Annotated in this window: 14 protein-coding genes; 7 read left to right on the top strand and 7 right to left on the bottom strand. The window is 58.3% G+C overall.

Going from position 1 to position 14,371, the window contains the following annotated elements:
• Positions 1 to 33 precede the first annotated feature (33 nt).
• From TL5118_RS00095 to TL5118_RS00070, 6 genes are all read right to left on the bottom strand, one after another.
• Positions 34 to 852: a sugar phosphate isomerase/epimerase family protein gene (locus tag TL5118_RS00095; protein WP_058241633.1), complete on the bottom strand. Its 819-nt coding sequence runs from the start codon at positions 850 to 852 to the stop codon at positions 34 to 36.
• Positions 853 to 898: 46 nt separating this feature from the next.
• The gene (locus tag TL5118_RS00090; protein WP_058241632.1) at positions 899 to 1,705 is read right to left on the bottom strand and encodes a carbohydrate ABC transporter permease; all 807 of its coding nucleotides are present in this window, start codon (positions 1,703 to 1,705) and stop codon (positions 899 to 901) included.
• Positions 1,702 to 2,580, bottom strand: coding sequence for a carbohydrate ABC transporter permease (locus TL5118_RS00085; protein WP_058241631.1), 879 nt, complete (start codon positions 2,578 to 2,580; stop codon positions 1,702 to 1,704). Before TL5118_RS00085 ends, TL5118_RS00090 begins: the two co-directional genes overlap by 4 nt.
• A 65-nt stretch (positions 2,581 to 2,645) precedes the next feature.
• Positions 2,646 to 3,929 (bottom strand): ABC transporter substrate-binding protein, encoded by a 1,284-nt coding sequence (locus TL5118_RS00080; protein ID WP_058241630.1) that lies wholly within the window; start codon positions 3,927 to 3,929, stop codon positions 2,646 to 2,648.
• A gap of 4 nt (positions 3,930 to 3,933) precedes the next feature.
• The gene (locus tag TL5118_RS00075; protein WP_058241629.1) at positions 3,934 to 5,025 is read right to left on the bottom strand and encodes an ABC transporter ATP-binding protein; all 1,092 of its coding nucleotides are present in this window, start codon (positions 5,023 to 5,025) and stop codon (positions 3,934 to 3,936) included.
• Entirely contained in the window at positions 5,022 to 5,828 is an 807-nt protein-coding gene (locus TL5118_RS00070) for a DeoR/GlpR family DNA-binding transcription regulator (RefSeq protein WP_058241628.1), read from the bottom strand. The genes TL5118_RS00075 and TL5118_RS00070 overlap by 4 nt, the downstream gene beginning before the upstream one ends.
• Before the next feature lie 216 nt (positions 5,829 to 6,044).
• Between TL5118_RS00070 and TL5118_RS00065 the strand changes: the two genes are divergently transcribed.
• The 7 genes from TL5118_RS00065 (at position 6,045) to TL5118_RS00035 (ending at position 12,307) form a co-directional block, all read left to right on the top strand.
• A complete protein-coding gene (locus TL5118_RS00065; RefSeq protein WP_058241627.1) occupies positions 6,045 to 6,914 on the top strand; it encodes a phosphate/phosphite/phosphonate ABC transporter substrate-binding protein in 870 nt (289 codons plus the stop codon).
• Positions 6,907 to 7,737: a phosphonate ABC transporter ATP-binding protein gene (locus tag TL5118_RS00060; protein ID WP_242601695.1), complete on the top strand. Its 831-nt coding sequence runs from the start codon at positions 6,907 to 6,909 to the stop codon at positions 7,735 to 7,737. The genes TL5118_RS00065 and TL5118_RS00060 overlap by 8 nt, the downstream gene beginning before the upstream one ends.
• Positions 7,730 to 8,536 carry a phosphonate ABC transporter, permease protein PhnE gene (gene phnE / locus TL5118_RS00055; RefSeq protein ID WP_058241626.1) on the top strand — a complete coding sequence of 269 codons (807 nt, stop codon included), beginning with the start codon at positions 7,730 to 7,732 and terminating at the stop codon, positions 8,534 to 8,536. The genes TL5118_RS00060 and phnE overlap by 8 nt, the downstream gene beginning before the upstream one ends.
• A complete protein-coding gene (locus tag TL5118_RS00050) occupies positions 8,533 to 9,183 on the top strand; it encodes a class I SAM-dependent methyltransferase (RefSeq protein WP_058241625.1) in 651 nt (216 codons plus the stop codon). Before phnE ends, TL5118_RS00050 begins: the two co-directional genes overlap by 4 nt.
• The gene (locus TL5118_RS00045) at positions 9,183 to 10,394 is read left to right on the top strand and encodes an alpha-D-ribose 1-methylphosphonate 5-triphosphate diphosphatase (protein ID WP_058241624.1); all 1,212 of its coding nucleotides are present in this window, start codon (positions 9,183 to 9,185) and stop codon (positions 10,392 to 10,394) included. The genes TL5118_RS00050 and TL5118_RS00045 overlap by 1 nt, the downstream gene beginning before the upstream one ends.
• Positions 10,391 to 11,623 carry an MFS transporter gene (locus TL5118_RS00040; protein WP_058241623.1) on the top strand — a complete coding sequence of 411 codons (1,233 nt, stop codon included), beginning with the start codon at positions 10,391 to 10,393 and terminating at the stop codon, positions 11,621 to 11,623. Before TL5118_RS00045 ends, TL5118_RS00040 begins: the two co-directional genes overlap by 4 nt.
• A 114-nt stretch (positions 11,624 to 11,737) precedes the next feature.
• Entirely contained in the window at positions 11,738 to 12,307 is a 570-nt protein-coding gene (locus TL5118_RS00035; RefSeq protein ID WP_082626101.1) for a DUF1415 domain-containing protein, read from the top strand.
• 625 nt (positions 12,308 to 12,932) lie between these two features.
• Here the strand turns inward: TL5118_RS00035 and TL5118_RS00030 are convergent.
• Positions 12,933 to 14,132, bottom strand: a complete 1,200-nt coding sequence (locus tag TL5118_RS00030; RefSeq protein ID WP_058241622.1) for an ROK family transcriptional regulator — start codon at positions 14,130 to 14,132, stop codon at positions 12,933 to 12,935.
• Positions 14,133 to 14,371 lie beyond the last annotated feature (239 nt).

Raw genomic sequence — 14,371 nt, 5'->3', positions numbered from 1 at the left:
TCGGGCGGGGCCTTTCGGCCCCACCCTGTATTGTTATTGCGCCAGGCCTTTGCTTTGCAGGTAGGCGATTGACCGTGCAACGCTCTGATCGCCGTAGACCTCAATGATAAGGCGCGGCTTGCTGTTCAGCTGACCGATGGCACGGAATACCGCATCCCAGCGGATTGTGCCTTCGCCCAGTGCCCAATGGCGATCGGCGTAGCCGTCGGCATCCTGCAGATGGACATGCTGCAACCGGACCCCAGCGGCCTTGATGTAATAATCCACCGGCGGCGCACCGCAGGCACCGTGGGCATAATGGGCATGGCCCGTGTCCACGGAGATCTGCAAGGCATCTGATCCCAGCGAGGCCGCCAGTTCGACACGGAAATGCGGATCGATATCACCGATGTTTTCCAGAACCAGGGTTGTGCCAACCTCTTCTGCGCGTTTCACCACAGGGGCCATGGTTTCCTGGAACCGCTCAAAGATGCCTTCTTTGGCGTTGGGGTAATGCATGATGTTGCGGTGGTCCCATTCCAGATAGGGGCTGTGCACCACCATATGTGTGCTGCCCAAGGCCTCACAGATCCCCAGCGCCTTGAACATGCGGTCATGGATCACTCCGCGGATCTGCGGATCCCAGGTGGCCAACGGCAGATCCCAGAAAGGGCCGTGAATGCCGTGGCGGCCACCATATCCCGTCAGCGCGGCTTTGGCGCGGTCCACAAGCGCGCTGTAATCGCTGTCCAGCAGCTGCGGATTGTGGAAATCCTGCAGCTCCAGATCGCGGTCATGGCCAAACATGACATCGCGCATTTCGATGAACTGGTTCAACGGCAGCGCGGCGCCAACAACAGGGAGGTCGGTCATATAGATATCCTTTCAGAGCCCAGAAAACGGCCACAAGGCGTGAGGGTTATTTGATGCCGGCGCGCATGAAACTCTGCACGAACTGGCGTTGGAAAAGCAGGAAGGCGATCAGCAAAGGCCCTGAGGTCATCAGCGTGGCCGCATTGATGATGGACCATTGGATGCCGCTGTCCGTGACAGCGAAAATCGACAGGCCCACGGTCAGGGGGCGGGTTTCTACGGAATTGGTGACGATCAGCGGCCAGACAAAGTTATTCCAGTGGTGGCTGACGGACACCAGACCGTAGGCCAGGAATGTGGGTTTTGCCAGCGGGATATAGACCCGCCACAGAATGCCCAGATAGCTGCACCCTTCGACCCGCGCGGCATCATCCAGTTCTTTGGGTACGGTCATGAAGGTCTGGCGCAGCAGAAAGATACCAAAGGCAGAGGCAACATAGGGCAGGCCGATGGCGGCTATGGTGTCAATCAGGCCCAGCTGACTCATCGTGCGATAGTTTTCGACGATCAGGATGTCGGGCATGATCAGCAGCTGCATCAGCACCAGCGCGAACATGATCGACTTGCCGGGAAAGGTGAAGCGGGCAAAGGCGAATGCAGCAAAGGTACACAGCGTGAACTGTGCCGCGACGATGCCGGTGACCAGGATCATTGTGTTGAGGAAGTAGCGTGCAAAGGGCGCTTCGGACCAGGCCTGTGCGAAATTCTGCAGCGTCAGCGGCGCCAGAAGGTCAAAGCGGGTTTCATAGGCCGCGGGGTGAAAGGCGGTCCAGACCGCATAGGCCAGCGGCAAGAGCCAGAACAGCGCCAGCATCCAGGCGGCCGCCGTGTTCAAGAGGCGATCATAGGTCATTTGTAATGCACCTTCCTGTCAAAGAGGAAGAATTGCCCAATCGCCAGCAAGATCAGGATTGCGATCATCACCACCGTCAAGGTCGCGGCGTAGGCGGTATCCCAATAATCAAACGCCACCTCGTAGATGTAGAACAGCAGCAGCGAAGAGGCGTTGTTCGGCCCGCCTTCGGTCATGACAAAGATATGGTCGACCAGCCGGAACGAATTGATCACCGCGTTGATCGACACAAACAACGTGGTCGGCATCAACAGGGGAAACAGCACCCGGCGGAAGTAGTACCAGCGTGACGCCCCTTCGATGTCAGCAGCTTCTTTCAGGCTGGGTGAAACCGTCTGCAGGGCGGCAAGGTAAAAGATCATGAAGAACCCGGCCTCTTTCCAGATGGCCACGGCGATCATGGCGTAAAGGGCGGTGTCCGGCGATCCCATCCAGTTCTGTTCGGGCAGGCCAAACAGGCCGCGGATCTGGTCAATCAGGCCAAAGCCGGGGGTGTAGAAAAACAGCCAGATATTGGCGACCGCGATCAGGGGCAGAACCGTGGGGGTGAAATAGGCCATGCGCAGGAAGCCACGACCGCGGATCTTGTCATTCACCCACAGCGCCATCGCCAGGGACAGAATGATTGAGAGCGGGATGGTCCAAACCGCGTACCAGAAGTTATTTGCAAGGACCTTCCAGAACACGTCATCCAGCATCAAGGTCTGGTAATTGTCCAACCCGATCCAAACCGCTTCGCGTCGCCCGCGCGGGGTTGAATAGAAGGAGTTCAAGATGGTTTGCACCGCCGGGTAGTGGGTGAACAGGATCAAAAACGCCATAGCCGGGCTGAGCATCAGCCAGGCATAGATCCATTGGCGGCGCGCGGTGTCCATTTTGTGGTTCCTTCTGGGGCAATCCCTGCCCGGAAAACCGGACAGGGCTTTGGCGTGTTCAGGGCTTACTGATAAGGCTTCAGGATGCGCTCAGCTTTCGCCTGCGCTTCGTCCAGAGCGTCCTGTGCGGTCTTTTCACCGGCGATGGCTGCGGCCAGGGCGTCATTGAACGCCTGGGTCACTTTGCCGTTTTCAAAGGTCGACAGCTCAGCAACCGCAAATTCCAGCTGATCGCGGGCAACCAGCGCCTGCGGGAAATCGGCGGTGTAGGCCTTCATTTTGTCGGTGTCCCAGGTTTCGGCGCGCGGGGCGATGTAACCGGTTGCGATCGACCAGGTTGCGGCTTGCTCAGGGGCGGTGATCCACTGCACGAAATCTACAGCCGCGTCTTTCTGTTCGTCGGTGGAGTCCTTGAACAGGTAGAAGTTGCCACCGCCGGTCGGCGCGCCACGGCGTTCCTTGGCCGGCAGCATTGCCACACCGAAATCGAACGGTGCGTTGCTGCGGACGTTGGTCAGGTTGCCGGTGGTGGTCCACATCATTGCGGTTTCACCTTCAAAGAAGGCTTTCGGTGTGGGGCCCCATTCGATGGAACCGGGCTGCATGATCTCATGGGTCTTGGACAGATCGACCAGATACTCCAGCGCCTCAACCACTTTGGCGTCGTTGAAGTTCACCTTGTTGCCGTCGGCGCTGGCCAGGATTGCACCCGCCGGGGTCGACAGACCCTGGAACAGCCAATAGGGGAAGCCGGCCGAAGGGATCCGCACGCCCCACTGGGTCACGTTGCCCGCGTCATCTTTCAGCGTCAGGGCTTTGCCCATTTCGACCATTTCGTCCCAGTTGGCCGGGGCCACTTCAGGGTCGAGGCCGGCTGCCTTGAACGCCTCTTTGTTCCAGTAGAGAACCGGGGTCGAGCGCTGGAACGGGATGCCGTAGGTCTTGCCACCGGTCTGGCTGTTTTCCATGAAGGACGGGTAGAAGCCGCCGATCCATTCTGCTTTTTCCTCATCGGTGAGGTAGGCATCGAAAGGCACAATCACGTCTTCGTCGATCAGGGCAAACATTTGGGTCGACAGCAGAACCGACAATTGCGGCGGTGTACCGCCACGTGCTGCGGTCAGGGCTTTCTGGCCTGCGTCCGAATAGGAACCGGCATAGATCGCGGTGATGTTCACATCGGGATTGGCTGCGCCGTATTCTGCGGTCAGCTGTTCAATGGTGTCAGCCGCGGCGCCGCCAACGGCGACAGGGAAGTAAAATTCAAGGTCAACCGCCAGCGAAGCACCGGCAGACGCCACGGTAGCAAGGGCCGCAACGCTGGCCGTTTTCAGAAAATTGGCAAACATAGTGTTACCTTTCGATTGAGGATGTGTGTGGCCCCTGTGGGGCAGTGTCTTGCGACGCAAACAACGGCGCAAATTCGGCAGGAACATCTGCGCGCCTCTGACCGGTGTCCCGGTCAAAGAGGTGCAGGTCCTCGGGGCCAACCCGCAGCGAAATGGCGGTGCCCGGTGTCAAATCGGTCTGGCCGGGCAACCGGCAGGCCAGGGTCTGATCCGCAACAACGCAGTCGATCATCGCGTCGGCGCCCAGGTATTCCACCCGGCCAACGGTCGCTTTGATGGCGCCGGCATTGTCCAGTTTCAGCGCTTCGGGGCGAATGCCCACGGTGATGTCATCGCGCGCAATCCCAAGGGCGGGCGCGGCGCAGGTTCCCATGGGCGGGGTTCCGATGAACTTGGCGGTGAAAAGGGTTTCTGGGGTACTGTAGATCTGGCGCGGGCTGGCGACCTGTTCGATCTGGCCCTGATTCATCAACACGATCTGGTCTGCCATGGTCACGGCCTCAACCTGATCATGGGTCACGTAGACCATGGTGACCCCCAGCCGTTTCTGAAGATCACGGATTTCCTCCCGCATCTCAGCGCGCAGTTTCGCATCGAGGTTGGAGAGCGGTTCATCCATCAAAAAGATCGACTTGTCCGCAACGATCGCACGTCCCAGCGCAACACGCTGCTGCTGCCCGCCTGACAACTGGCTGGGTTTGCGATCCAGCAGTTGGCCAAGCCCCAGCATATCCGCCGCCTGCGCCAGTTTGCGGTCCCGTTCGGCGCGGGGCATGCGACGTACGCGCAGACCGAAGATGATGTTTTCGGCCACAGACAGATGCGGAAACAGTGCGTAGGACTGAAACACCATCGCGATGTCACGCGCGGAGGAGGGGCGGTTGGTGACATCCTCACCGCCGATCTGAACCGTGCCCGAGGTGACCTCTTCCAGACCTGCAATGATGCGCAATGTGGTGGACTTCCCGCATCCTGATGGCCCGAGGATCGTCGTGAACTGACCGGCGGGGATCGTCAAATCGATGCCCTTCAGCGTGTCGGTGTCGCCCCAGGATTTGCGCAGGGCGTTCAGGGTAATGGATTTGCCGGTCGTCACAGCGTGGCCTCGTTACAGATGGTGAGTGAAACGCCAGCCTTGTCCAACATCGCGCAGATCGCCTCGGGTGGGCGCTGGTCGCATACGACGTGGTCAACCTGGGTGATGTGCCCGCTGCAGGTGTGGGCGCGGCGTGTGAATTTTGTGCTGTCCAGAACCAGGATCGTCGTTGCAGCATTGCGGGTGATGGCTTCGCGCGCGTGGGCGTCCTCATCCGACAGATCCAAAAGGGCCCCGTCAGGCGCCACAGCGGCAACGCCGAACAAGCCGATGTCAAAGCGGTAGCCTTCAAAGAATGTGACTGCGGAGGGTCCGACAATATCAGCTTCCGCCGCGCGCAGTTGCCCACCCGGTATCGTGACCGTGGTGTCGAATTCATGGGCGGTGAGGGCGACGTGCAGATTGTTGGAGAAGATCCGCAACCCGCGATGATGCTCCAGGCAGCGGATGGTCAGCTCTGGCGTGGTGCCGATGGAAACGGCCAGCGTTATATCATCGGGGATCAGTCTGGCGGCGGTCTGCCCGATGGCCATCTTGGCGCTGAAATTCAGGATCCGGCGCAGATCGTAATGTTGCGAATTGGCATGGGCCAGTTCAACCCCGCCATGCACCCGACGCAGCAGACCTTTTTCGCACATGACATTGATATCTTTGCGAATGGTCTGGGAGGAAACACCAAAACGATGGGCCAGATCATCAACCTTGGCCTCACCCTGATCGCGCACGATCTCGGCAATCTGGGCCTGACGGTCCGCGCCCTGTACGGAGGCCTTTGCTGGGGAAGGGGTGGTTTCATTGGTCATGCGGGATGCATGGGTGTTTCATATGAAAGCTACGTGACGGTCATATGAAACCTTCATTACCTTCGGCCTGACTCCCATGGGGGGCGGTGGTGTCTGTTACCTCAAGCCAGCTCCGCCATTGGTGAGCAAAGTAATTTCATCAAAGCTTCGCACTTGGGTCACTTGAGTTTTGTGTTCCCTCGAAATCATTCGGATGAATTTCATCTGGAGGAAACAATGAAACTCAAATCTGTTGTACTGGGCCTTGGCCTTGCGGCGGCCTCTGCCTTTGCAGTTGCGGCTGATACCTGGAAACTGGCTGTCACCGATGTTGAAGGCATGGAGCGTCTTCAGCTGGAATGGGGTCCGTTCAAAGAAGCGCTGGAAACGGCTACCGGCGAAAGCTTTGAATTCTTTGCCGTGAACTCGCGCACGGCAGCCGCCGAAGCGCTGCGCGCCAAGACCGTGGATTTCGTTGTCTCCGGTCCAGCCGAATATGTCGTGATCAACAAGCTGACCCAAGCCACACCGCTGATCGGTCTTGGTCGTCCTGATTACCACTGTGCAATCGTTGTGCGTGCCTACAGCGGCATCAACACCGTTGCGGACCTGAAAGGCAAAAAGGTTGCCTTCGGTGACATCGGATCAACCTCGAACATGCTGTGCCCGATGCAGGTGCTGGCAGATTACGGTCTGGATCCGATCAATGACATCGAGAAAACCCACACTTCGCGCAACATTGCACATGAAGCGCTGAAAGCGGGTGATGTGGACGCGCTGGGTTCAAATGCCGGTTCGTGGTTGAATGTGCGTAACAAGGAAACCGATCTGCCTTATGGTTTCTTCAAGATGCTGGCGCGGTCTGGTGATCTGCCAAACGACATGATCATGGTCGGCGCCCATGTGCCCGCCGAGAAGGCCGAAGAGGTCAAAACCGCGATCCTGGAAAACAAAGACGCCGTGATCGCAGGGATCACCGCCCATGAAGAAAACGACAAATATGTCGGCATGGATCTGGTTGCCATCGAGGACAGCGCTTACGACTACGTGCGCTCGATGTATTCCAACGCGGGCTTCCCGCAGTTTGACAACTTTATCGGTGACTGATCTTCGGACAGCCACGCCACCGCTGTCAAAAGGGGTGGATCAGGCCGGGGCGCATACCAGCGCCCCGACCTTTCACGCGTTGCAGGACCATGATGTCACAGCGAGTGGCCTCACCAAGTCCTTTGGCCAAAACGAAATCTTCAAGGACGTCAGCTTCCGGCTGGTTCGGGGCGAAGCGGTGGCACTTGTCGGGGGGAATGGCACCGGAAAATCCACCCTGTTGCGCTGTCTGCTGGGGTTGATCCCGTTTGATGCGGGATCTGTCCAGCTGCTGGACCATGACATTGCATCGGCCAACCGGGCTGGCCTGCGCACATTGCGGGCGCAGACGGGTTTGGTTGCGCAGAAACATAACCTTGTCCCACGCCTGTCCGTTCTGACAAATGTGATCCACGGTTTTCTGGGGCAACACAGCGGGCCGCGCTACTGGTCGCAAAGCTTCGCGCCAGCGCAGGCCCGGTTGGCCGCGATGGAGGCTCTGGACAAGGTGGGCCTGGCCCATCTGGCCAGCCGTCGCGCCGATCGCCTGTCTGGCGGGCAGTCCCAGCGTGTGGCCATTGCCCGTGCTTTGGTCGCACGTCCGCGCCTGTTGATTGCCGACGAACCCTGCGCCTCACTCGACCCCTCGGCGGGTGAGGAGATTATGGCGATGTTCTTTGATCTGGTGCGCAGTGAGGGGGTGACCGTCGTCTTTACCTCACACCACATCGATCATGCTTTGACCTATGGCGATCGGGTTCTTGGCCTTGCTGAGGGCCGCCTGAAACTTGACGCCACCGCAGCCTCGCTAGCTGCGTCCGACCTAAGAGGTCTTTATGACTGACCTATCACTCCCCGCCCGTTATCAACGCCCGTCAGCCCTGTCCTTTCTGGGCTATGCATCAGGCATCCTCCTGTTTTTCTGGGCCCTGAACGGTGCAGGATTTTCGCTGGAGAAGGTCCTGTCGTCGCCGCCACGGTTTGCTGATTTTGCCTCCCGCGCCTTTCCGCCAAACCTGGATCCAAAGGTTCTGGAACGTCTGAGCTGGAAAATGGTGGAAACCCTGCAAATCGCCTTTGCGGGCGCTGCAATTGGCGTGATCCTGTCCCTGCCTGTGGCGCTGCTGGCCGCGCAGGGGCTTGTTGTGGGGCGCATCACCAGCACGGTGACCCGCACCGCGCTGAGTTTTATCCGCGCGGTGCCCGACATTGCTTGGGCACTGGTTTTTGTGGTCGCCGTCGGGCTTGGTCCCTTTGCCGGGGTTCTGGCGATTATGATCGATACGATCGGGTTTTGTGGCCGCTTTTTCGCAGACGACATGGAAGCCGTTGACAAAGGCTCCGCCGAGGCCCTGACCGCAACCGGCGCGCGCAAGTTGGACATCGCCGCCTGCGCAACCCTGCCTGCCTCGGCCCCGGCCTTTGTTTCGACATCGCTATTTGCACTGGAAAAGGCCGTCCGCTCCTCAACCATCCTTGGGCTGGTGGGCGCTGGCGGTATCGGGATTGAGCTGAAGGTGGGGTTCGATCTGTTTGACTATCCAACGGCCATGACTGTCATCTTGATGATAGCTGTTGTGGTTATTCTTATCGAAGCGCTGAGCACCTGGGCGCGCAAGAAGATCATTGGGGAACAACGATGAAAGCAGATACCGCAGACCAGCATTGGAATGACCAATGGGCTGGGATTGAGGACGATAGTAAATGGTTGCGCCCTGAAGCTGACGTGATGCGTTGGGCGGCTGAGTTTGAATCGGGTTCCTGTGTTCTGGATCTGGGCGCGGGTGTGGGGCGTCACGCCCTGGCGCTGGCCGCAAAGGGGCATCAGGTCACAGCCCTGGACGCCGCACCCGAAGGCCTATCTGCAATTGACGCGACGGGGGCGGAGGTTGCCACCGTTCTGGGCCGAATGGACCAACTGCCGTTTGAGGATCGCAGCTTTGATCACCTGCTCAGCTGGAATGTGATCTATCATGGTGATGAAACGATCCTGCTGAACACCATCAATGAAATCCGCCGGGTTCTGAAACCGGGCGGCACGTTTCTGGGCACTATGCTGTCAAAGCGGCGCTTGCCATTTGAACAGGCAAAATACCCGGGCCGCGAAATCAGCCGAAACGCCTGGGTCTTTGACGCGCCCGGCACAGATAAGATCCACCCACACTATTTCTGTAACGCCGCTGAACTGCTGGCGTTGTTTACCGGATTTGAAACGCTCTGGCTTGAAGACCGTGAGCACGACAAACCCGGATCCTACCATTGGCACCTGAAGATGGAGCGCCTCTCCTAATGACGACTTGTACTTTTGTTGGCGCAGAGGTGTATCTGCCCGGCAGCATCGAAGACACCACAGTAACCATCAGCGACGGCCACATTGTTGAGATCGGCGGCCCCGTGCATGGCGACGAGATCGACGCAACAGGCAAGATCCTTGCCCCCGCTTTGATCGATGTGCATGGCGACGCCTTTGAGCGGCAACTGATGCCGCGCCCCGGCGTGTTTTTTCCAACAGACGCTGCCGTGATCGACACCGATAGACAGCTGGCGGCAAACGGGATTGCAACAGCCTATCACGCCATCACGCTGGGCTGGGAACCGGGTCTGCGCGATGTGGCTCGCGGCAAGGACCTGATGCAGGCCATGCAAACTCTGGCGCCGCGGCTTCTGGTCGAAAACCGGGTGCAGCTGCGCTGGGAAACCTTCGCCTTTGAGGCACTGGACACCATCGAATGGGCGCTGGCAGGTCCGCTGACCCCGTCGATCGCCTTCAACGACCACACCTCGATGACGATGCGCGCCTATGACGTGCCAATTCAGGAACGCCCCTTTGAGCTGTCGCCGGATTTCTCCATCGCCTCGCTGGATGATGCCCGGATGAAACAGCGCACTGCGTCCAAAGCAAAACGCGCGGGCCTGTCTGAGGATGACTATATTGCCCAGCTTGGAAAGGTTTGGGAACGGCGCGGTGATGTGCCCAACAAGATTGCGGATATCGCGGCACTGGGGCGCGCTGCCGGGGCGCCGATGTTGTCGCATGACGACACCCGCGCCGAAACCCGCAGCTATTTCCGTGGCTTGGGGGCGCAGGTCGCCGAGTTTCCAATGGTTCTGGAAGCGGCAGAGGCCGCGCGGGCAAACGGTGACTTGATCGTCTTCGGCTCACCCAATGCGGCCCGCGGGGGCAGCCATATCGGATCACTTGGGGCAGGGGACATGGTCGAAGCCGGGCTGTGCGATGTTTTGGCCTCTGATTATTTCTATCCGGCCATGCTGTCTGCCGTTGCGCGGCTGGATGCGGAAAAACGTGCGCCGCGTGATGACCTGTGGCGTCTTGTCTCCTCAGGGCCTGCACAGGCGATGGGGCTTGGTGATCGCGGGGACATTGAGAAGGGCAAACGTGCGGATCTGGTGCTGGTGGATTGGCCCGAAGGGCAGGCCCCGGCGATCCTGGGCACATGGGTTGCAGGGCGCTGCGCCTATCAGGGCCGGCCTGCTGGATGATCAGGTGGAACCCTGACTACCTGCCGGCGGTTGGTCTGGGCCTGACCCAGATCGTGGGCTACGGCACCTTGATGTATACCTATGCGGTGCTGCTGCCGCATATGGCCCAAGATCTGGGTTTGTCGCTCTCAACGGCGTTCGGCATCCTCTCGCTTGGTCTGTTCTTTGGCGGTGTGGTTGCCCCGCTATCTGGCATGTTGGTCGACAGGTTCGGCGGCCGCTGGGTCATGACCATCGGCTCACTCCTTGCGGGGCTTGCGGTGATGTCGCTGAGCCTTGTCACCAACGCATACGGGCTGTTTGTTGCCATTCTCTGCGCCGAGGCCGCAGGGATGCTGGTGCTGTACAACGTGGCTTTTGCCAGCGTGGCCCGCCTGGATCTCAATCTGCCAGCACAGAAGTCCATTTCAGTGATCACGCTGTTCGGGGGTGTCGCCTCGACCATCTATTGGCCGTTTACGCTGTGGCTGTTCAACGCGCAGGGCTGGCAGACCACCTGGATCATCCTGGGTGGGCTGCTGTTGATCATCTGCGTCCCTGTGCATGCGGTTAGCTTGTCACATCCGCTGAAAGACCACAGCGAGGCCAGTCACGCCGCAACCAACGACTGGCCCGAACTGCAAGGGGCGGATCGCAAGCGTGGCATGTTGTGGATGGTGGTGTCCTTCATCTTTGGCGGTTACCTCATGGGGGCGGTCATGACCCTCTGGGTGACGAATGTGCAGGATCTTGGACACACGGCAGCATACGCGGCGCTCGCCGGCGCTGTGATTGGCCCTTTTAAAACCGTTGGCCGCTTTTTCGAAATGCTGGTCAGCCGCAATATGTATCCGCTGGTGACCTATGCCTTGAGCCTCGGGCTGATGCTGGCAGGATTTGTAACCCTTTTGACGCTGGGGTTCACCCTGACGGGCCTGATGATCGCCGCAGCGCTTTATGGCATGGGCGACGGGATCAAAACCATTGCACGGGGCACGCTGCCCTTGGCCCTGTTCGGCGCCAAAGGCTACGGCGCGCGGCTGGGCTGGATCTCCGTCATCACACTGGGACTGAACGCTTCGGCGCCATTTGTCTTTGCCTGGCTCACGCAGAGCTTCGGCGGCTGGTGGTCCTTTGCGGTTATGGCGGCCTGCCTGAGCCTTGCGATTGCGACCTTTGTCATGATCCCTGACCCCAGAAAACGGCGCCATGATACCGTTGAAGATCGCTACCTGCCCGACAGGGGCTGAAACTATCTTCTCGATGGCACTCTAACCGGACCGTTGAGAGGGGGCGAACAGTTTGGAATTGCCGGGGAACCGTGGTTTAAGCGGGCCCAGCAGGAAAGGACCCGTTGCATCACTATGTTCGACCCAGAGACGCTCTCCAAAGCCCATCAAGACGTGGTTAATACCACCCGTCTTTGGCTTGATCAAATGGTCGTAGGGCTCAACCTATGCCCGTTTTCCTTGAGCGTCATCGCCCGAAACCAAGTCCATTATGCCGTCTGTGATGCCACCGCTGATGCAGAGCTGAGGCAGTTCTTTTTGGATGAATTGCAGCGCCTGCTTGGGGCCAACGAAAACGATGTTGCCACAAGCTTGCTCATGTTCACCCAGGGTGTGGAGGCGTTTGAGGATTACCTCGACCTCCTCGATTGGTTTCAGCAATTGTTGGAGGACGCGGACCTGACCGATCACGTGCAGCTGGCGTCCTTTCATCCGCACTATCAATTTGAGGGCGTGGCTGCAGAGGATCTCAGTCACTTCACCAATCGGTCGCCCTATCCGACGATACACCTGCTGCGTCAGGATCACATGGCGCGGATCCTCACCCATGTTGCAAACCCTGAGAAGATCTACCTAGACAACATCGAAACGTTGAAAAAACTTGGACGTTCTCAGGTCGAAGCCCTTTGTCCCTGGGGAAAGTGATTTATTTTCAGTAATTTACCGCTGCCTCCGTTTCAAGTTGTGCGGGGCTAGGGGGGAATACATGAGAGCGTTTGGGCCGACGTGTTCGTCTCCACAGAACAATATGCGTTTGAGTGGTTGCTCGGTCAGCAACACCCTGAAGAGGCAGAAATTTCAGGAAAATGGTGCCCCACACGGAGTCAAAAAAAGTTGTTAAATCTATAATAAAAAATATGGAAATTTTCACACCTGGGGCGGAGGTACCTCTAGTGATACCCCCACCTGTGAATTTGCCTTCGGTGCGAGTACGAACGCCAGCCTTGAAACTGTCGCAAGCGCGCTTGTCTCAGCGGATATCAAATTATTGTCGCAGATTGGAGATCCAAGTAAGGGCGATCCACAAACGTCTGACACACTCGATGTTGCGCCTGTGATGTCTAGGCCGTTGCTGAAGGCGGCCACCAGTTTTTTCATTGCGACATTGGCTGCCACACCAATACGGTCGTTTATGGTCTGGGTGCCATATAAACGCTTCCAGCCCAAAGCGGGCGCACTCATTGAGGGGCCCAAATGTCGCTAATCTGGACAACGTGTGAGTTCGCTGCATTCTCTCAAATGTCTGCTGTGGCGAAACAGCAAGGGTATGTCAGATCGATGACAATCCCGCATTGGTGTTGAGCAGAAATTCAGCGAAGATCGGGCCGCTTGCAGCACCGATTGCACGAGCATTTTCTCCGACGGTTCCGGTTTCAACCCTTGGCGCGATCAGCCCACGTTTGTCCTGGTTCACCAAATACCGACGAATCCGTTCGACCAATTCTTCGCGGATTTCAGACGGGAAAGCCCCATCGACCAAGATGGCCTCGAAATCGATGACCGAACAGATCGACAGGGACGCCTTGGCCAGCTCCTGCGCTGTCTCGCCGACCCATGGGGCGACATAGCGGGAAAGTCCGCTCCACTCCTGAGGTTTCTGCCACATCAGATCCGGGTCAAGACCTGCTTCGATCAGACGGGCCTCAAGCAGATGCAGCGAGGCCGTGTCAATCAATTGCTGGCTTTCCCCCAAGGGGCCGGTTGTCCGCATAGAGCCCAGTGCGCCTGCATTGCCTTGGTTGCCCTCGAAGACAGTACCGTTCAGGGCGATGCCCCCGCCAATGAACGATCCGATGTAGAAATAGGCGAAGTCGCGATACTCCTTGCCGCGGCCATAGAGGTGTTCTGCATGACAGGCAGCGGTAGCATCATTGACCACATAGACCGGCAGATCGCTGAAACGGGCAGTTTCTTGGGTGAAGTTCACATCTTTCCAGGAACGGAACTTTTCAGCTGCCGGGCCGGAAAGGTCGTGCCATTTCCAAAGCTCGAACGGGGTGCCGATCCCAATGCCACAGACACGTTTTTGATGGGCAGGAGAAAGGTTCCCAAGCAGGTCCGAAATACCCTGTTCCAAGAAGCCAAATACGGCATCGGGCATGGGGTAATCATAGGAGGTGTGCAATTGCCCCCGCACGGTCCCTGCAAAATCCAGCAACAACAAATCCGCGCTACGGCGTCCGATCTTTAGGCCGATGGAATAGGCGCCATCCGGATTCAGCTCGATGGGAATGGATGGTTTGCCTACCTTGCCGCGTACCGGTTCGCCGCGTCGTACCAACCCGTCTTCTCCGAGGTTGCGCAGGATAGTGGAAACGGTGGGTTTGGAAAGGCCCGTACGACGCGCCAACTCTGCCGCCGGCACCGTTCTGTGGCGTTGCAGGACGGAAAGGATCAGGCGTTCGTTATGGTCGCGCAAACCGCTTTGGTTCACGCCTGCGCGTTGAGTTGGAATGATATCACCGTCCATGCCCTGCACAATAGTTCCCTCTGTTTGCAAAGGGAAGGTAGCAGTCACCTTTTAGTTAGTAAAGTTTACAAACTAATTGACAGAGAAGCTGGACTCGTGTTTTCTGACCTCCAACCTGCAATCTCGCAGGCCGTGGTCAACAAGGAGGTGGCCACAAAACTAAAACCACATGGATGGGAGGAAACGTATCCGTCCGGTGTCCCCGCTCTGACGGCGTGATGGAGTGCCTGCTAGATGTC

This window comes from Thalassovita autumnalis, assembly GCF_001458255.1.
Classification (GTDB): domain Bacteria; phylum Pseudomonadota; class Alphaproteobacteria; order Rhodobacterales; family Rhodobacteraceae; genus Thalassobius; species Thalassobius autumnalis.
Note: the sequence above shows the minus strand (reverse complement) of the source record. Positions and strands in the feature narration are given on the sequence as shown.